The sequence below is a fragment of the Ruegeria sp. CDSB136 genome (genome assembly GCF_059610965.1).
Map to the genome: position 1 here is coordinate 116,431 of NZ_JBXWOP010000014.1, position 18,610 is coordinate 135,040.

At 58.9% G+C, this 18,610-nt stretch carries 18 protein-coding genes and 1 riboswitch; of the genes, 9 read left to right on the plus strand and 9 right to left on the minus strand.

The genetic code is table 11. The features are described from left to right. Positions 1 to 44: 44 nt before the first annotated feature. Complete coding sequence (locus AC2FIR_RS15730; RefSeq protein ID WP_496747052.1) at positions 45 to 434, minus strand: hypothetical protein; 390 nt, start codon at positions 432 to 434, stop codon at positions 45 to 47. A gap of 204 nt (positions 435 to 638) precedes the next feature. Here AC2FIR_RS15730 and AC2FIR_RS15735 point away from each other — a divergent pair, with 204 nt between their 5' ends. Further along, positions 639 to 1,175, plus strand: coding sequence for an SRPBCC family protein (locus AC2FIR_RS15735; RefSeq protein WP_496762661.1), 537 nt, complete (start codon positions 639 to 641; stop codon positions 1,173 to 1,175). Positions 1,176 to 1,213: 38 nt separating this feature from the next. Here the strand turns inward: AC2FIR_RS15735 and AC2FIR_RS15740 are convergent, their stop codons facing one another. From AC2FIR_RS15740 to AC2FIR_RS15755, 4 genes are all read right to left on the minus strand, one after another. Beyond that, positions 1,214 to 2,131 carry an endonuclease/exonuclease/phosphatase family protein gene (locus AC2FIR_RS15740; RefSeq protein ID WP_496747032.1) on the minus strand — a complete coding sequence of 306 codons (918 nt, stop codon included), beginning with the start codon at positions 2,129 to 2,131 and terminating at the stop codon, positions 1,214 to 1,216. A gap of 171 nt (positions 2,132 to 2,302) precedes the next feature. Next, complete coding sequence (locus tag AC2FIR_RS15745; RefSeq protein WP_170612623.1) at positions 2,303 to 3,325, minus strand: aspartate-semialdehyde dehydrogenase; 1,023 nt, start codon at positions 3,323 to 3,325, stop codon at positions 2,303 to 2,305. Positions 3,326 to 3,439: 114 nt separating this feature from the next. Next, positions 3,440 to 4,507: a glycosyltransferase family 4 protein gene (locus AC2FIR_RS15750; protein ID WP_496747033.1), complete on the minus strand. Its 1,068-nt coding sequence runs from the start codon at positions 4,505 to 4,507 to the stop codon at positions 3,440 to 3,442. Continuing rightward, entirely contained in the window at positions 4,507 to 5,679 is a 1,173-nt protein-coding gene (locus AC2FIR_RS15755) for an MFS transporter (RefSeq protein ID WP_170612619.1), read from the minus strand. Before AC2FIR_RS15755 ends, AC2FIR_RS15750 begins: the two co-directional genes overlap by 1 nt. A 151-nt stretch (positions 5,680 to 5,830) precedes the next feature. Here AC2FIR_RS15755 and AC2FIR_RS15760 point away from each other — a divergent pair, with 151 nt between their 5' ends. Continuing rightward, complete coding sequence (locus tag AC2FIR_RS15760) at positions 5,831 to 6,973, plus strand: DUF3095 domain-containing protein (RefSeq protein WP_496762664.1); 1,143 nt, start codon at positions 5,831 to 5,833, stop codon at positions 6,971 to 6,973. A gap of 3 nt (positions 6,974 to 6,976) precedes the next feature. On the opposite strand, the gene AC2FIR_RS15765 is transcribed toward AC2FIR_RS15760, so the two are convergent. Next, positions 6,977 to 8,392, minus strand: coding sequence for a pyridoxal phosphate-dependent decarboxylase family protein (locus AC2FIR_RS15765; RefSeq protein WP_496762668.1), 1,416 nt, complete (start codon positions 8,390 to 8,392; stop codon positions 6,977 to 6,979). 211 nt (positions 8,393 to 8,603) lie between these two features. On the opposite strand from AC2FIR_RS15765, the gene AC2FIR_RS15770 reads away from it, so the two are divergent. Continuing rightward, the gene (locus AC2FIR_RS15770) at positions 8,604 to 9,302 is read left to right on the plus strand and encodes a fumarylacetoacetate hydrolase family protein (RefSeq protein ID WP_170612613.1); all 699 of its coding nucleotides are present in this window, start codon (positions 8,604 to 8,606) and stop codon (positions 9,300 to 9,302) included. A 3-nt stretch (positions 9,303 to 9,305) separates the two neighbouring features. On the opposite strand, the gene AC2FIR_RS15775 is transcribed toward AC2FIR_RS15770, so the two are convergent. After that, positions 9,306 to 10,520: a winged helix-turn-helix domain-containing protein gene (locus AC2FIR_RS15775; RefSeq protein ID WP_496747035.1), complete on the minus strand. Its 1,215-nt coding sequence runs from the start codon at positions 10,518 to 10,520 to the stop codon at positions 9,306 to 9,308. A gap of 4 nt (positions 10,521 to 10,524) precedes the next feature. Then, complete coding sequence (locus tag AC2FIR_RS15780; RefSeq protein WP_170612609.1) at positions 10,525 to 11,550, minus strand: LacI family DNA-binding transcriptional regulator; 1,026 nt, start codon at positions 11,548 to 11,550, stop codon at positions 10,525 to 10,527. Between the two features lie 357 nt (positions 11,551 to 11,907). Next, positions 11,908 to 12,107: riboswitch (cobalamin riboswitch) on the plus strand. Positions 12,108 to 12,236: 129 nt separating this feature from the next. On the opposite strand from AC2FIR_RS15780, the gene AC2FIR_RS15785 reads away from it, so the two are divergent. The 5 genes from AC2FIR_RS15785 to AC2FIR_RS15805 are packed head-to-tail and all read left to right on the plus strand — an operon-like array spanning position 12,237 to position 15,653. Then, positions 12,237 to 13,022, plus strand: a complete 786-nt coding sequence (locus tag AC2FIR_RS15785; protein WP_496747037.1) for a DUF4198 domain-containing protein — start codon at positions 12,237 to 12,239, stop codon at positions 13,020 to 13,022. 6 nt (positions 13,023 to 13,028) lie between these two features. Continuing rightward, positions 13,029 to 13,640, plus strand: a complete 612-nt coding sequence (gene cbiM / locus AC2FIR_RS15790; RefSeq protein ID WP_170612605.1) for a cobalt transporter CbiM — start codon at positions 13,029 to 13,031, stop codon at positions 13,638 to 13,640. Then, positions 13,637 to 14,218, plus strand: coding sequence for a NikL family nickel/cobalt ECF transporter subunit (locus AC2FIR_RS15795; protein ID WP_170680263.1), 582 nt, complete (start codon positions 13,637 to 13,639; stop codon positions 14,216 to 14,218). Before cbiM ends, AC2FIR_RS15795 begins: the two co-directional genes overlap by 4 nt. Further along, complete coding sequence (cbiQ, locus tag AC2FIR_RS15800) at positions 14,218 to 15,000, plus strand: cobalt ECF transporter T component CbiQ (protein ID WP_496747038.1); 783 nt, start codon at positions 14,218 to 14,220, stop codon at positions 14,998 to 15,000. Before AC2FIR_RS15795 ends, cbiQ begins: the two co-directional genes overlap by 1 nt. Beyond that, on the plus strand, positions 14,997 to 15,653 hold the full coding sequence (locus tag AC2FIR_RS15805; protein WP_496747039.1) for an energy-coupling factor ABC transporter ATP-binding protein: 657 nt from the start codon (positions 14,997 to 14,999) through the stop codon (positions 15,651 to 15,653). The genes cbiQ and AC2FIR_RS15805 overlap by 4 nt, the downstream gene beginning before the upstream one ends. 45 nt (positions 15,654 to 15,698) lie before the next feature. Here AC2FIR_RS15805 and AC2FIR_RS15810 read toward each other — a convergent pair whose 3' ends face one another. Further along, complete coding sequence (locus AC2FIR_RS15810) at positions 15,699 to 16,727, minus strand: AraC family transcriptional regulator (protein WP_496747041.1); 1,029 nt, start codon at positions 16,725 to 16,727, stop codon at positions 15,699 to 15,701. A 112-nt stretch (positions 16,728 to 16,839) separates the two neighbouring features. Here AC2FIR_RS15810 and AC2FIR_RS15815 point away from each other — a divergent pair, with 112 nt between their 5' ends. Further along, positions 16,840 to 18,603 (plus strand): acyl-CoA dehydrogenase family protein, encoded by a 1,764-nt coding sequence (locus tag AC2FIR_RS15815; protein ID WP_170612594.1) that lies wholly within the window; start codon positions 16,840 to 16,842, stop codon positions 18,601 to 18,603. Positions 18,604 to 18,610 lie beyond the last annotated feature (7 nt).

Here is an 18,610-nt window from a genome sequence, read left to right on the forward strand (position 1 = left end):
GTTCGCGCCCAGACTAGCCACCGGACGCGCGCCTGCAACCCCCGTCAAACGGAAAGATCCTGCTGATCCCAAATTGCCGTCAGCGATCGCTCGACCACACGGATCAGACGGCACAGCGTCGCCCCCGAGGCCACCGCGTCCCCGGCATCCACTGTCCGGGCCACATCGCTTGCCACATGGGCCAGCGCCGTCATTCCGATCTGATCGGCAATCGCCACCAGTGATCTGGCGCATTTGCGAAGATCGGCCCAGTTGCGTTGCCGCCAGAATCGTTCGCAGTTCGAAAGCCGCACGGCCAGTTCTTCAACGGTTCGGCACATGACATCCAGCGCGTTCTTGTCACCAAGTTGACGGCACAAGCCGCCAATGCGATCCGGATCCAGCCGCACGGATTCCGTGTGCTCCAGCGTTATTACATTATCCACCACGTTCACCCCTATGTTTATGCCCCCACGGCACGGGCAGAGAATGGGCCCCATAATCTTTGCAAATCCTTGCAATGGGTCGGGAAAGTTCTTCGAATTTATGTTGAATTCCGTTTGCGTGGCGCGGCAAAGTCAAGCTGGCGCGGCTCTGGCGCAATCTGGCGCCGCCGGTTTTTGAACATGAGATTATTCTGCTTGGAATCGGAGACAGCCATGCGATGGATAAAACGAATTCTTCTGATTTTTCTTGTATTGATACTGGTTCTGGTGGGCGCGTCCTATCTGCTGCCCGGTAAGGCCGAAGTTTCGCGAAGCGTCATCGTCAACGCACCGGCTGCTGCCATCTTTCCATTTGTGAACTCGATGCAGGCGACCGAGAAATGGTCGCCTTGGCTGTCGCGCGATCCGGAAACCAAACTGGCCTACAGCGGCCCAGAAGCCGGCGTCGGGAATACCCTGAGCTGGAGCTCTGAGCATCCTCAGGTCGGATCGGGATCACAAGAAATCATCGAAAGCGTTGAAAACCAGTTTGTCAGAACCGCGCTGGATTTCGGATCCATGGGGACGGCAAATGCGTCGTTTACTCTGCAGCCTGAAGGCGATCAGACCGAGATTACGTGGGGCTTTGAAAGTGATCTTGGTATGAACCCCATGTCGCGCTGGATGGGGCTCATGATGGATAAATGGGTCGGCGGGGATTACGAGCGCGGGTTTTCCAACATCAAAGTACTGGTCGAATCCGGCCAGTAAGGCACAAACAGGCTCTAAAAAGCTGAAAATATGAGTTCTCAGGGCAGGCTGATGCGGGCCCTGATTCCCATATGGTCGGATCCCATGAACGGGCGCAGTTCCGCCGTGCCCGTCGTGCCACTCGGCACCAAAAGATTGTCGATCGGCATCGGCATCATCCAGTTGCCAAGAATGTGCGTGTTCATAACTGCGCCAAACACGTGATTGCCGGCAGCCATACCGATACGGCGCACGCTGCTGCCCCAATGGGCCATGTTGAAGTCCCCGGCGATCAGAACAGGGCCGTCCAGTTGTTCGATTTGGCGGGCGATCTTTTTGCTCTGTTCGAACTGGCCATAAGGGTAGGGCCAGTTGAGGTGAACGGAGACAACCCAAACCGGCTGACCACCCGGACCGATGACCTGAAGACCCACCAGTCCAAGCCCCTGTAGGCAAAATTCTGAATCCTCAACAATGGCCAGTCTGGTCAGTATCGCAACGTTCTGCTCGGGCCTGAACTCACATATTGCCGATGTCGGGTAATTCCCGAACAGGTTTTCCATATATTGCCGGTTGTGGCTGGAAACTTCCTGAAGTGTCACGATGTCCGCGTCCGAAGAAAGGATGTCGTCGGCAAGGGAATACCGGGGCCATGCCACAGACATCAGGTTCTTTTGATACAAGGTCACACAAGGATCATCGCATTCGTCTGAAACAGGTACGAGCCCGGCCGCAACGGACCCCACCGCAATCACTGCGAAAGCAAGGGAGGCCAACGCGAAACCCCTGGCACGCACGGCCATGAGGATCGCGGCAAAGACGATCAGCAGCACGCCAATCTGGGGTCTCATCAGGGCGACCGAGTCACCGGGTGCAAAATACCGTCCGGTGAATCCAAAGATCACCAAACCCATGAGAAGCGTTGCACAACCCAGAATAGCGGATCGGGCAAACCTGTTGTTGTTCAGGAAACGCACGTTCTGCCTCAATCGAAATGCTCAGGGCAAACACTGTGCATTTTGTGGTGTATACGTCCAGTTGAAACTGGTGTGAGGGTCTCGAACGTCCGGCCGATCACCGGGCCGGGGCCGAGAAAAAAGGGCCACTTCATGTGAAGCGGCCCCTTCGTACATTCGGATGGGAAGAATTCAGCCCTTTTTCAGAACCTCACGGCCCAGCAGCTCGGCAATCTGAACGGCGTTCAGGGCCGCACCCTTGCGCAGGTTGTCCGACACACACCACAGGTTCAGGCCGTTTTCGACGGTCGAGTCCTGACGGATGCGGCTGATGAAAGTGGCGAAATCACCGACGCATTCAATGGGCGAGACGTAGCCACCCGCCTCACGCTTGTCGATCACCATGATGCCGGGTGCCTCGCGCAGGATGTCTCGGGCTTCGTCTTCGTCGAGAAATTCCTCGAATTCGATATTCACCGCCTCGGAATGGCCGACAAAGACCGGAACACGAACGCAAGTGGCCGTGACCTTGATCGACGGATCGACGATCTTCTTGGTTTCGACAACCATCTTCCACTCTTCCTTGGTCGAGCCGTCTTCCATGAAGACGTCGATCTGCGGAATGACGTTGAAAGCGATCTGCTTCTGGAACTTCTTCGGCTCAACCTCGTTGATCGGGTTGTACACGGCCTTGGTCTGATCCCACAGCTCGTCCATACCTTCCTTGCCTGCGCCCGAAACCGACTGATAGGTCGACACGACAACGCGCTTGATCTTGGCGCGGTCATGCAGCGGTTTCAGCGCGACAACCATCTGCGCGGTCGAGCAGTTGGGGTTGGCTATGATGTTCTTGTTCTTGTAGTCGTGGATCGCCTGCGGGTTACATTCCGGCACGATCAGCGGAATGTCCGGGTCATAGCGATACAGCGACGAGTTATCGATCACCACGCAGCCGGCAGCCGCGGCTTTGGGCGCATAGTCCTTGGTCGCCGCCGAACCCACGGCAAACAGCGCGATGTCCCAACCGCTGAAATCGAATGTATCCAGATCCTTGGTCGTCAATGTCTTGTCGCCAAAGCTGACCTCGGTGCCCAGCGAACGGCGGCTTGCCAGCGCGGCAAGTTCGTCCACGGGGAACTGGCGTTCAGCCAGGATGTTCAGCATTTCGCGGCCCACATTGCCAGTGGCGCCAACGACGACGACGCGATAGCCCATATCATGTCTCCTGAAGTCTAAGGACGCGCGTTCATAGCCGCGTTGCGGCGAAGAAAAAAGACTAATCGAAGCGAATTTCGGCGCGGAACACCAAATTGACACCGTTGCGGCGGGTCAATGCGCCTCCAACAAGGATCGATAGACCCGAACGATGGCTTCCGCCTCGCCCTCGATTCGAAAATTCTGCTCGACATGGGCCCGCGCAGCCTGCCCGGCCTGCGCCAGTTTTTCGCGGTCTTCCAACATGTCCTGCAACGCGCCCGCGAGCGCCTTTGCATTGTCTTTCTCGACCAGACGGCCGGTCACACCATCTTTGATCTGCGCGCTGAATGCGCCAACACCGTGACAGGCGATGGCAGGCACACCTGACGCCATCGCCTCGAGCGGGGTCAGGCCGAAGCCTTCGTGCCGTGCAGGGGCCACGAACAGGTCCAGCGCGCGATAGGTTTCCACGATCTCTTCCCACGGACGCTCGCCCAGAAAATGCACCCGGTCCGCCAACCCGGCGGCCTTGAGCTTTTGTTCCTGTTCCTGCTGAAAGCCTTCGAACTCTTTGGTGGCCCGGCCGGTGAAGATAATCTGCGCATCAGGGTGGGACGGCAGAACCTCGATTGCGGCGTCCACCAGAAGGTCCACGCCCTTTTGCGGGCGGATACGGCCAAAACAGCCGATCAGAACGCCATCGGGCAGACCGAGCTTCTGGCGCAGGGCTTGCTTGGATTGTGCGGGATGAAACAGGTCCGTGTTCACTCCGTGCATGATGACAGTTGCCGGGTGTTTCAGAAACGAAGCCGCCTGCGGCGTGGTCGCGATCAGCGCATCCATCTTCGAGATCAGCCACTTGGTAAACCCCGAATGATCGCGCTGCGCGGCCGAAGTGAAGAGCAGGCGGAAATTGCGCCGGAACAGATGTTTCAGCACCAGTCCTGCCAGCATCTCGGTGTTGCGTCGGGCATGCCAGACCCGTTGTACCCGGTTCGACAGAAACGGGACCTTCCAAAGCCGGATGTGCGGCAGATCGTCGGGCAGTCCGGGTCCCGTCGCGCGAATTTCGATCATGTCGCGTTGGATCGGTAAAAGCCGAATGATCGTTGTGGTCACGCCTGACAGGCTGTGTTTCAGGTTGGGCGCGATGACCTCGATTTCCCGCACTGTTATCTCCTGTTCAGGGTTGATTGGCATCAGTCTATGCTGTCGCGGCTGAATAGGTAAATCAGGCAGCCAATCGCAACTGTTATGGCAAAGAACCCGAAAATGGCGGTATAGGGCGCAGCGGGCCCCGCGCCTTCTGTAGCGGCATGAAGCCGCCCGGTGGCAAACTGCGCCACGCCAACGCCGCCAATTCCAAACAGGTTCAGCAGGGTGACGCCCCGGCCGACCAGATGCGGGGGGATGAAGGCACGGCCATGCGCCATAATCACGGGAAATGTGGCGCCGGTAAATCCGATCAGGGCCAGCAGGATGACGGACACCCAGACCGCGTCGGCGACCCAGATACACAACAGGATCAGGGACACAGCGCTGAGCGCGTTGCCGCCAAAGATCACCCATTTGCGTGTGCCAAGAATGCGGTCAAGCGGGCCATAGACAAAGGTTCCCGCAATCATCGCTGCACCCATTACCAGGGTTGCCTGCCCGATTTGCGCGGTGCCCAGGCCAAAGACGTCCTGCAGGTACGGCCCGGCCCACAATCCTCGCAGCGCCCCGGAAGGCGCATAGGCCACCAGCATCAACGGAAGTATCGTCCAGAGCGCTGGTTCCCTGAGCAGATCCAGCAACGATCCTTTCTGTTCTGTTTCGATCTTATGCGGATCGTGGACCGTCAGCCAGATTCCAATCGCCACAAAGCCCGAGATCGCCGCCAGTCCGGCCAGCGTTGCGCGCCAGCCCATCAGTTCGACCGCCAGTGCCGTCGGGTACGAGGCCACCAGATTACCGACGGAACCGACACCCAGCATGACGGCGGCCAGTGTGGCAAAACGGGCGGGAGGGAACTCGCGCGCGAAGATATAGTACGAGGCCATCAGCACGGGAGAACACCCGATCCCGATCAGGGCCATCGCGATACTGATATGCAACGGCGCAGTTGCCATCGCAAAAACAGCGGCCCCTCCTGCACCGCCGATCAGCAGCAACAAGGAAGCGGTCAGGCGGGGTCCGATCCGGTCAAGCGCCCAGCCGACCGGAATCTGCATCAGGGCAAATATGAAGAACCACAGGCCCGAGGCAAAGGCCAGGTCCTCGGGCGTGGCCCCCAGGTCGCGGCCCAGATCCACGCTGAGCACAGCCAGAAAAGCGCGAAAAAACTGGCTGAGCACATAGGCCAGACACAAAACCACCAATCCTGCCTGCATGATCTGCCCTCAACCTGAATACGGGCCATGCTTGGCATGTCGTGCCATCATGCACAAGCGCGTGTGCTATGCTGAATTTGGCGGACAGACATCACAATCGGGCTATTGTTCAAATCAGGAACCGACACAAGGCACCAACGCTGAGGGGACAATGAAAGACGTTCATTCCGATTTCTATGAATCCCTGCCGCTGTTGTGGGACTTTACCGAACTTGCAAAGCCTGCACGATTTACACCGGTACCGGATGACTGGGTCGTCGGGGTTGCGGATATCGTCGATTCGACCGGTGAAATCGCGCGGGGCCGGTACAAGACCGTGAACATGGTCGGTGCGGCGGTGATTTCGGGTATGATCAACGCATTAGGCGGCAAGCTGTTTCCCTATATCTTTGGCGGCGATGGCGCGGGTTTCGCTGTCCCGGCCAGCGCAGCGGATACAGCCCGCGCCACCCTGTCCGCTTTGCAGCGCTGGGCGCATGAAGAGTTTTCGATTTCCCTGCGCGGCGCCGTGGTGCCGGTTGCGGATATCCGGAATGCGGGGCGGGATGTGCGCGTTGCCCGCTTTGCGCCATCGTCGGGCGTGGACTACGCGATGTTCTCGGGCGGTGGGCTGGCCTGGGCCGAGATGCAGATGAAGTCGGGGCAATACACCGTGCCGGATGCGGCACCCGGCGCGCACCCGAATCTGACGGGCTTGTCCTGCCGGTGGTCCAACAGCCCGGCGAAACATGGCCAGATCGTATCGCTGGTTGTGCAACCGACCGCGACCGCGACAGAAATCGATTTTGCGGATCTGGCGCAGTCGGTGCTGTCCGTGTCCGAGGCGCTGGATCGCGCGGGTCACCCGGTGCCGGTCAACGGGCCGCCAATCTCGTGGCCGCCGCCGGGTATTGCGATCAATGCGCGTGTCATGCGCGCCGGCGGCAACATTCTTTGGCACACCGTGAAGATGTTGGGTGAAAACCTGTTCATCTTTCTGCTTTTTCTGTCCGGCAGGCGACTGGGCAGTTTCGAGCCCGAGCATTACAAGGAAATGGTCAGCAAAAACGCGGATTTCCGCAAATTCGACGACGGCCTCAAGATGACGCTGGATTGCGATCAGGCCACGCTGGCACGCATCCGGCAGATGCTGGAACAGGCGCGCCAGCAGGGCAAGATCCGCTATGGCATCCATGCTCAGGACGAGGCGATGATGACCTGTTTTGTGCCCTCTGCCGTTCGCGATGATCACGTGCATTTTGTTGACGGTGCATCCGGCGGTTACGCCCAGGCCGCCGCCGGGATGAGGGCTTAGTCTCTAAGGAGTCAGGCCACGGGCAATGTCCGTTATGACGTCATAGGCCATCATCACGTCCTGTTCCGTGGTTTCGAATTGTCCGGCCTGGAACCGGATGACCAGATCGCCATCCACACGTGTTTGTGTCAGATAAATCCGTCCGTCATCATTGATGGCGTTGACCAGCCGCAAATTCAGATCATCCGGGTCGGCGCAGCCTTCGGGCATGTACCGAAATGACCAGAGTGACCACATGGGCGCCGTCGTGATCTGAAAATCCGGTTCCGACGCAAGTTTGTCATGCAGCGCTTTGGACCAGTTGACGTGATTTCGCATCCGCTGGCGCAGGCCTTCCAGCCCGTAGGTGCGTATCACGAACCACAGTTTCAGCGCGCGGAAGCGACGCCCCAATGGAACGGACCATTCCGAGTAATTGACGATCCCGTCTTTACCATGTGTTTTCAGGTATTCCGGACTGATAGCCAGCGTCTGGACCAGATCTTCGGGGTTCTTCAGGAAATGCGCGCAGCAGTCGAACTGTACCCCCAGCCATTTGTGGGGGTTGAAGACGATGCTGTCAGCCTGTTCGATCCCGGGCCAGTAGTGCCGGTACTCGGGGCAGATCATGGCCGACCCGGCCCAGGCTGCATCGACATGGGAATAGAGGTCGTATTCGGCGGCGATTTCTAAGCAACGATCCACAGGATCGGTTGCCCCGACGCCGGTTCCGCCGACGCACAAAATGACGCCCGCAGGCTGTAAACCAGAGTCTAAATCTGCCTGAATGGCCGCTTCCAGCGCGTCGGGGTCCATTCCGCGCCAGTCGCCCTTGATGGGAACACGCACAAGGTTGTCTTCGCCAATTCCGGCAACCCAGATGGCCCTGTCGATTGAGGTGTGAACCTCGGATGAACAATAGATGCGCAGGGGTTTCTGCGCGAACAGCCCCTGTTTGTTGCCCTGCCAGGCCAGTGCCTTTTCCCGCATCGTCAAAACGGCGGCCAGCGTCGCCGACGAGGCCGAGTCCTGAATCACTCCGGCGAAACCGTCCGGCAGATCCAAAGCCTGCCGCAACCAATCCATCATCTGGGTTTCCATCTCGGTTGCAGCGGGCGAGGTTTGCCACAACATGCATTGTGGCGCGATGGCGCTAGCCAGAAACTCACCCAGAACCGACGGGGCCGAGGCGTTCGAGTTGAAATAGGCAAAGAACCGGGGGTGCTGCCAATGGGTGATGCCGGGCATTACGATCTGCTCAAAATCCCGGAAGATGTCTTCCATGGGCTGGGCGGTTTCGGGCGGTTCAGACGGTAACGCATTCAAGACCTCACCCGGTTCGCACCGTGCCCGGACGGGCCTGTCGCCAACGGTTTCGTGGTAGTTCTGCGTCCAGTCAGCGACTTTTCGGCCCCATTCCGCGAATTCGTTCCACTGCATGCTGTTCCCCGTGTTTCCGTCTGATCCGGGATGTCCCGGGTGGTTGAATATCCGGGGCAGTGAGAGTTATCCGGAGCGAAAGGTCAATGCGTCTAAGAAACCCGAAGTCTTGAATGTCAGGTCAAAACGTTGCGCATCCCGGTCGCCAACGTCTTGCCAGTGATTGGAAGACACCTAAGATGCCCGGCGATGTTTCAAACTGGGGGCTGTCATGCAGGACAAGCTGTTTTCTCTTCCCGACCCTGTTGCGATACCGGTTGTCGGCGAGCAGGCCGAATATCCGGTGGGCCGGATTTTTTGCGTCGGGCGGAACTATGCGGCCCATGCGGCTGAAATGGGAAATACAGTGGACCGCGAGGCGCCGTTCTATTTCACCAAGTCCGCACCAAACGCCATCCTGACCGGAGCGACCGTGCCATATCCGCCGGGTACCGAAAACTATCATCACGAAATGGAGCTGGCGATTGCAATCGGTAAGCCGGTGTTCCGCGTCAGTCGCGAGCAGGCTTTGGGCGCGGTGTTTGCCTATGGCTGCGCGCTGGACATGACCCGCCGCGATCTGCAAATCCGTGAACGGAACAAACAGCGCCCGTGGGATCTGGGCAAGGATCTGGAAAACGGTGCCGTTTTTGCGCCGCTGACCCGGTCGGAGAGCTGGTCGCCGGACAAAGACAAGCGCATTCATCTGAGCGTCAACGGTGAAGTCCGGCAGGATGCGACCCTGGATGAGCTGATCTGGAAAATAGATGAGATCGTCAGCCATCTTTCAAATTACTATCACCTTCGTCCGGGCGATCTGATCATGACAGGCACCCCGGCCGGTGTTGGTGCGGTCCAGGCCGGTGATGTGATTGATGGCGGAATTGACGGTCTTGAACCGATCCACCTGACCCTTTCAAAGGCTGAATAGAGCCTATTTAGGGTCTTTCAGCCAGCCGTCGGCAAGCTCAACACGATCAAGGCCGGCAAACCTGCGCACCCGGTCCAGCTCGGCCTCCAGACGCCGGGTGCGCGCCTCTGACCAGCGCAACTTTCGCTCGGGCCAGACGGATTGTGCCCGCAATTCGCCGCTATCCCTGTGGGCCTTCATGTCGATCCGGCCGATCAGCCGATCACCTTCGAGCAGGGGGAAGACATAATAGCCGTAGGTTCTTTTGGGCGCGGGCACAAACACTTCGATCCTGTAGTGAAACCCGAACAGGCGTTCGGCGCGGTTTCGATCCCGCAGCATCGGGTCAAACGGGCTGAGCACGCGAATCCTGCCCGGTGGCGCGGGCAGTTCACGGGCCTCTTCAACCAAGCCCGGGCGGGAAAGCACTTTCCTTGTACGCCCATCCGCGCAGCTGATTTCGATTTCTTCAATCTCGCCGCTTTTTTGGGCTGCGGCGCACCAGTCTTTCGCCTCGGCCGCGCTGACCGTATCCCAAAACGCAGCCAGTTCGCCCGATGTTGCAAACCCCAACCTGTCGAGGGCGGCGTTGCACAGCCAGTCCACCGTTTTTTCGGCGTCGCATGGTGCATGACCGGGGCACAGATGAGTTTCGATCACCCGTTCGGTCAGGTCGTAGCGTTTCTGAAAGCCGTCCCGGCCAATGACGGTCAGCGCGCCCGAGCGCCACAAGAACTCCAGCGCGGTTTTGGACGGGTGCCAGTCCCACCAGCCGCCCGATCCTTTCTTTTCGTCCTTTCCCACATCGGACGAGGATACCGGACCGTGATCGCGGATGTGCAGCAGAACCGAGGCGAACTGTTGTTCAAATCCATCCCGCCGCCAATTCTTCCAGCGGGCTTTCAACAAATCGGCGTCGCGCTGAAAGCGCAGGTGCCAATGCCGGTAGAACTCCATCGGAATAACGGCGGCGTCATGTGTCCAATGCTCGAACAGCGCCCTGTCCCGTTCATACAGGCGCTTCAGATGTGTGCTGCGATAGGTGGACCTGCGCGAAAACAGGATCATGTCATGGGCGCGGGCCACGGTGTTGATACTGTCCAACTGAACAAAACCAAGCCGTCGGATCAGGTCCAGAAGATCCGCGCCCTTTGCGCTGCCCGACGGGGTTTCGGACAGCAAGTGACGATCCATGAACACCGCACGGGCTGTCCGGTTGTCCAGTTTCGGCAGTGCCAAGACTCTAACGCCGCTTCAGTGTGTCGCCGTAGCTGATTTTTGGCGTCAGGGTTACGCGGGTTTCAATCTCGGCTTCCGGGTCGGCTAGCTGTGCGGCGATGATCCCTGCGGCCTGACGGCCAATTTCCAGCCGGCAGGCATCCATGGTTGCCAGTTTGCGGGGCAGACCTTGCAGCAGTTCGACATTGTTGAACCCCGCCAGCCCGATTTGACCAGGGATGTCTATCCCCTGATCCAGCAGGTACAACAGTCCGCCAGCGCCGATCATATCATTGGAATAATACAGAAAATCCAGTTCCGGCGACCGTTCCAGCATCGCCTGCGTCATCTCGCGCCCCTTGGCCAGTGCTGAGCCGCCGGAATAGAACTCGCGATCCTCGATCTCGATCCCGTGTTTGCCCAGAACTTCGGTAAAGCCTTCGAAACGTTTGCGCGCGCGGTGGTCCAAAGGCATCTTGGTCCCCATGAAGCCGATATGCTGGTATCCGGCCTTCAGAATGGCCTGCGCCATTTCGCGGCCGGCACGGCGGTGCGAAATGCCGACCATCGCATCCACGGGTTTGCCGTCGGTATCCATGATTTCGACCACCGGAATGCCCGCGGAATCCAGCATCGCCCGGGCCGCTTCCGTGTGCTCCAGACCCGCGATGATCACGCCCGAAGGCCGCCACGAGAGCATCTCGTAAAGGACTTTTTCCTCTTTTTCCGGCAAATAATCGGTCACGCCGACCACTGGCTGCAATTCGGTGTCTTCCAGCACCTGATTGATGCCGGTCAGGACCTCGGGGAAGACCATGTTGGACAGTGACGGGATGATGACAGCGACCAGATTGACCCGGCTGGATGCCAGCGCACCCGCAATTTTGTTGGGCACGTAACCCAGCTCTTTTGCGGCGGCCAGAACCCGTGTTCGGGTCGCATCCGATACATCACCCCGATTGCGCAGGACCCTGCTGACCGTCATTTCGGATACCCCCGACGCTTCCGAGACATCGCGAAGGGTAAGCGGGCGTTTTGTTTCTGTGGTCACGAGGCACCTGCACTGTTGTTTTGCCCGATGGTAGCGTGAACACGGCGACAAATACAACAACTCTGCTTCTGCGTCGGACGCTGGACGGGTCGGACCTTTTGTGCATCGGAGCGACCCTACATATTTGCGGCGAGTTCAATTTTACACGCGAGTCAACGCCCGCAGTTTCAGGCCCAAAATCTCAAGTCCGCGAACTGAACCGACGACTATTGACCGCGGAAAGATATCTAGGAAAATACACACACTCGCGGTGGCGCATACCAAACCGCGTAGCAAGCGCGAACATGCAATTTCTGATTTCGCAAATGGCCCATGCAACGCCGCAATCAATTGTTGACCGTGTCTTACATATTCTGGCATGAACGCGCCATGTTCGGTTCCGGGGACATCCTCGGAAGCAATAGGGAATGCAGTGCGGCACATTTCGCCAACTCTGCAACTGCCCCCGCAACTGTAGGCGGCGAGCGCGGCTGATAATGCCACTGGGGTATCCCGGGAAGGTTAGTTTAGCGCTTTGACCCGCAAGTCAGGAGACCTGCCGAACATGCGCCCTTGGAAGGGGCGTTCATCATCGGCGACGGGGTGTGCGCCGGATCTGTTTGCCCGACAAGGCAGATGGCTTCGCGTTCCCCATCGTCAAAGCAGAATTGTGCCGGGGAAGGCGCGACGTGAGAAGGACTCGATTTGTGAAAAAACTGCTGGTGGCTGCAACGGCTGCTTTGGCGATGCCTGCATTGGCGCAGGCCCATTTCCTGCTGGAATATACCGACGACACGATGATCGAACGCCCCGGTGACGTTCCGGTCAAACTGGTTTTCTGGCACCCGTTTGAAGCTGGTCACGTGATGACCCTGGAAAGACCGGAAGAATTCTTTGTAATCCACAACGGTGAAAAAACCGATCTGATGGATACGCTGGAAGAAACCACTTTTGAAGGACCGGACAACATTGCCAAAGCGTTCCTGGGCTCGGTTCCGGTTAAACGCTCGGGTGACTATGTGGTGGTTACAGTTCCTGCGCCTTACTACGAAGAATCCGAGGATATCTATATCCAGCAGATCACCAAGGCTTACCTCAACCGAAACGAACTGCCGACCGACTGGGATCAGCCGCAGGGGCTGGCCACCGAGATTCTGCCGCTGAACAAGCCTTACAACATCATCGCCGGGTCAACCTTTACCGGTCGCGTGTTGAGCGAGGGACAGCCCGTCGCCGGCGCAGAAATCGAAATCGAGTACATCGCCGCAGCACCGGACATGACCGGCACCGGCGCGAAGGACGCCACCGTGTCCCCATTGCCGGGCGGCGCGTTGGTCGCGATTTCGGATGACAACGGATATTTCACTTTTGGTGTGCCAAAAGCCGGGTACTGGGGCTTCGCCGCTTTGGGCGTGGGTCCGGAAACCGAGCATGAAGGCAAAGAGCTGAGCCAGGATGCGGTCATCTGGATCCGCGCCTGGGATCTGGAGTAAGCCTGAATGCACATCGTCGACGGAGCCCTTTCAAACCCTGTCGTGATCGGCGGTGCGGTCGCCGCGGCTGGCGGGATCGCATTGGGCCTGAAATCGCTGGATCTGGATCGCATTCCCACGGCGGGCGTGTTGTCGGCCAGCTTTTTTGTCGCCTCGCTGATCCATGTGCCGATTGGCCCGTCGTCTGTGCATTTGATTCTGAACGGTCTGGCCGGGCTTCTGCTCGGCTGGGCCGCCTTTCCGGCCCTTTTTGTCGGCTTGCTGCTGCAAGCCGTGTTCTTCGGTTTTGGCGGATTGACCGTGCTGGGGATCAACACGGTGAATATCGCCCTTCCGGCGGTGTTGACTTGGATGATCTTTGGTCGCCTGATCGCACGTGGCTCACCTGTTCATGGGGCGATCTGGGGCGGCATCGGCGGCGCGTTTTCGATCGCCGCCACGACGGCTTTTGTCGCGGTCTCGCTGGCGCTGTCCGGCGATGAGTTCCTGCCCGCTGCCAAGCTTGTCTTTTTCGCCCACATTCCCGTCATGGCTATCGAGGCCGTGCTGACAGGTTTTGCCGTTCTTCTGGCCCGCAAGGTCAAACCGGAACTTTTTGTAAAGGTTGCGTCCACATGAAACAGTTGATCCTTGTTTGTACGCTTGCTCTCGCCCCGCTCCCGGCTCTTGCGCACAAGGTTATAGCGGGCGTTTTTCCGGCAGGCGACGCAATCGAAGGCGAGCTGGGGTTTTCCAATGGCGATATGGCCGCAGACCAGGAAGTCATCGTCTATGGCCCCGACGGCTCTGAACTGGGACGCACAGTAACCGATACGGACGGTTTCTTTCTCTACAGCCCGACCAGAGCTGTGACTCATACATTCAGGGCAGATCTGGGTGCAGGGCACGTCGCCGAAGTTGCCATGCCGGCCGACGAAGTGGCCGAAATCATGGGGGTCGAAGCCGAGCTTTCTGAAACAGCCACGCCGGTTGCATCTGCGGATGGCGCGGCAGCGGTGACTGTGGCCTCGCTCTCGGATGAGGAACGCGCCGCCATCGCCAAAGCGGTGCGCGACGAAACCCGCCCACTGCGGCGCGAGATCGCTGCCTACCGCGAGCACAATGATCTGCAGAACATCTTGGGTGGTATTGGTTATATCATTGGTCTGTTCGGCATCGGCTTTTATCTGGCCGCGCGCAAAAAGATGGCCACCTGATGGCACATGCGCTGGAACCACAGGCCAAAACACTGGCCGAGGCAGGCAGAGCCGCCCATTTCGGGATGATCGGAGACTACGATCCCCGTATGCGCATCGTTTTGGCCTGCATCTTTGCCATCGTCACGGTTGCCCTCAATAGTGTTCCGGCGCTGATCGGCGCTTTGTCCGTCTCGCTTGGGTTACTGGTGATGTCACGCTTGCCAGTCGGCCGGACCCTCAAGCGTATGGCCATGATGGACAGTTTCATCATCTTCATGCTGGTGTTGCTGCCATTCTCAATGCCCGGTGACGCGATGTTCACGGTTTTTGGCTTTCCGGCCAGTTGGCAGGGCCTTTGGAAAGCTGTCGAGATTGCACTGACGGCCAACGCGGTCATCCTTGCGCTGATGGTTCTGGTCGGAACGATGGAACCTGTGACCCTGGGACACGCTTTGCACAAGCTGCGCTGCCCCGAGGTGCTTGTGCATCTTTTGATGTTCACCATCCGCTACATCGAGGTGTTGCGGGAAGAATACCTGCGCCTGCGCGGCGCGATGAAGATCCGCGGATTTCGCCCCGGCACAAACTGGCACACCTACCGAAGCTTCGGGTATCTGGTCGGCATGATGCTGGTGCGCGCGATTGAACGGTCAGAGCGGATTCTGGCGGCGATGAAATGCCGGGGGTTTTCCGGGCGTCTTTTGTTGCTGCAGGACTTTAACATGACCCGACGCGATCACATGTTCGCCGCGATGCTGTGCACCGTTTGCCTTGGCCTGCTGTTCCTGGATTATCTATGACGATCCTCAAGCTTGAAGACATTTGTTTTGCATATCTCGGCCAGCCACCAGTGCTGGACGGCGCTTCACTTCAACTTGAACCGGGGCAGCGCCTGTCGATTGCGGGGCCGAATGGCGCGGGAAAATCCACCCTGTTTCGTATTGCCCTTGGCCTGCAAACGCCAAGCGCCGGGCGCGTGACCGTCCTGGGAAAGGAAAGGCGCGTCGAGGCGGATTTTCACGAAGTCCGCCGTCAGGTCGGGCTGGTTTTTCAGGATCCTGATGATCAGCTGTTTTGTCCGACAGTGGCGGAAGACATCGCATTTGGTCCTCTCAACCTCGGGCGCAGCAAGTCCGAGGCGCTGGCCATAGTCGACAGAGTGCTTTCCGATCTGGATCTGTTAAACCTGCGTGATCGCATTACGCACAAGCTCTCTGGTGGAGAGAAGCGGCTTGTGACCCTTGCAACCGTTTTGGCGATGGAGCCCGAGGCGCTGCTTTTGGATGAGCCCACCAATGCGCTTGACGCCAAAAATGAAGCGCGACTTCTAGAGATTCTATGTGGCCTGCCGCAGGCAATTCTGCTGGTCAGCCACGCACCATCGTTTCGGGAAGCACTGGCACCAGACACGCTGGAACTGCGAAACGGGCGGATTATCAGCCCAAGTGAATGATCTGTTCGCACGAGGTATGCGAATGTCCGCGACGAAGTGCCGTCGTCAGGGAGCCTGCGCGTGCACGCGGTATGACCCGGGGGTCCGGCTGGTCCACTTTCGAAAGGCGCGGTGAAAATTCGCCGGAGCCGAAAACCCGGTGTCAAAGGCGATCTGTTCAATACTGAGCGTACTTTGCTGAAGCGCGCGGATGGCAATGTCGCGGCGCAGTGCATCCTTGATGTCCTGAAAAGAAGTTCCTTCTTCTTTCAAACGCCTGTTCAAGGTCCGCGGCGTCATCTTCAGGGCACGCGCTGCATCGGGAAGCTGGCAGGTTTGCCATGTTGCGCCGTAGAGAAACGCGCGGACGCGAAGGCTGTTTGTATGTGCGCGCGAACCGGTAAAGATCCAGTCCAGCGGCGCGCGTTCAAGGAACACGGACGCCTCAGCCGAACTGCGGGTTACCGGGCGGGTGAACAGACGCGGGTCGAAAAGGATACTGGTCTGCCGAGCGTCAAACTCGACCGCGCATGGGAAGACGACGGCGTAGTCGGCGGCAAATTCCGGGCGGCCAAAGGCAAAGCGAACGGCTTTTACCGGTGTTTCCGTCCCGCCAAGCCAGGACAAAAGCCCATGCGCCAGTTTCAGGATCAGCATGTGGCCGAAACGCTGCGGGCGGGTGTCGTCCGAATATGGGACCAACGCCAGTTCCACCGCGTCGGATTTGCTGTGCAAGTCCAGGTGGAAGTCATCCAGAAGCAGGTTCCAAAATGTCGAGAAACGATAAAGTGCCGAGGCCAGGCTGCTCGCTTCGCGCTGTACAGTCACCAGATGCTGCAGGGCGCGGGGCCGGATCGGACGGCTCCAGAGGCCCATCATTTCGTCCCCGGTTTCGGGCGCGGCAAGCTGATAAAGCCGGGCGATTTCATTCAGTGTGACGCGTTGAGAAGGTGCCATCTGGTTGGCCTGCAGGCCCGAACGCTCTAACAGCGATGTCATCTCAGCCGGGGTGCAACGGGACTTCAGCGCATCCAGCCAATCCTGGATAAATCCCGCCGATACAGTCGTCAGAGATATGGGGTCATGGCTGGTCATCTGAACCTCAGGTTGGCGTAATCGGATACCATTTTGTCAAGAAATGAGCTTATCGGCAAACCATTGGGCGGGTAGATGACGCGAAACCATAGTCGCCGCAGGGGAGCCTGGCATGTCCTATCAGCCGCCCGTACAGGATTTGATGTTTTGCATCGAACACTTGTCCCACTGGGAAAAGGTGTCCCGGGTGGAAGTGTATTCGGAATACGACCTGACGGATATTGGTGCCGCTCTCGAGGGATATGCCCGGTTCTGCAGCGAACAGATCGCGCCATTGTCACATATCGGGGACACGCTGGGCGCGCAGTTCGACAGTGGCCGCGTGACGATGCCCGAAGGTGATGCGCAAGCTTACGCGCAGTTCGTCGAAATGGGGTGGCAGGCGCTGACCCATCCGGTGGAATATGGCGGGATGGGATTGCCGCGTGCCGTCGGCGCGGCTGCCGTTGAAATGCTGAATGCCGCTGATATGAGCTTTGGTCTTTGCCCGCTGCTGACCGACGGTGCGATTGAGGCGTTGCTGCTGACCGGTTCGGACGAACAGAAAGCCACGTATCTGGAGCCGCTGATCGCAGGGCGCTGGTCCGGCACGATGAACCTGACCGAACCGCAGGCAGGCAGTGATCTGGGCCGCGTGGCGACCAGGGCGGCGCAGCGTGGGGATGGCAGCTACGGCGTCTCTGGCACCAAGATCTTCATCACATATGGCGCGCACGATCTGACTGAGAACATCATTCATCTGGTGCTGGCCCGCACACCTGACGCGCCTGCCGGGCCGAAGGGGCTGAGCCTGTTCATCGTTCCGCAAAAACTGGTGGGGCCGGATGGCACGCCAGGCGTCGAGAACACGGTCAATTGCGTAAGCATCGAACACAAACTGGGCGTTCGGGCCAGCCCGACGGCGGTTCTGGAATACAAAGACGCCACCGGTTTCCTGATCGGCGAGGAAAACCGCGGACTGGAATATATGTTCATCATGATGAACGCCGCTCGGTTTTCTGTTGGGGTTCAGGGCATCGCGACCTCTGAACGGGCTTACCAACGCGCTCTGGCTTATGCGCGCGACCGGGTGCAGAGCCGTCCCGTGAATGGTCAGGCCAAAGACGCGGTCGCCATCATCGAACACCCGGACGTACGCCGTATGCTCATGCGGATGCGCGGCCTGACCGAAGGTGGCCGGGCTATGGCGGCCGCAACGGCAGGCCTGCTGGACATCGCGCATCTTCAGGACGATCCGGCAATCGCTGCGCTGGCCGAATTCATGGTCCCGCTGGTCAAAGGCTTCTGCTCGGAACGCGCGGTCGAGGTCGCCTCGCTTGGCGTGCAAATCCACGGCGGCATGGGCTTTATCGAAGAAACAGGAGCCGCGCAGCACTACCGCGACGCCCGCATTCTGCCGATTTACGAAGGCACCACAGCCATTCAGGCCAACGATCTTCTGGGCCGCAAGGTGATGCGCGACGGAGGAGAAACCGCCCGCCGGTTCGCCGCCCGAATAGCCGAGACTGAAGCGCAACTGGCAAAAGGAGATGCCAGCGCGCAGGCAATTGGCGCAAGTCTTGCTCAGGCGCGCGGCGCTTTTGAGGCCGCGCTGGATTGGTTGCTGGAAAACAGCCGAAAGGACATCGACGCGGCCTTTGCAGGCTCTGTCCCGTTCCTTATGCTGGCCGGGACACTGGCGGCGGGGTGGAAACTGGCAAAAGGTGCCGTGGCTGCGCAAAGCGCGCTGGACGCCGGGCAGGATACACAATTCATGACCCAGAAAATCGCCACAGCCCTGTTCTTTGCTCAGCACATTCTGCCTGAATGTGCCACCGAACACGCCCGCATCCTGCATGGCTCGCGCAGTCTGCTTGACGCGGTTTTCCCCGAATAACGCTTGG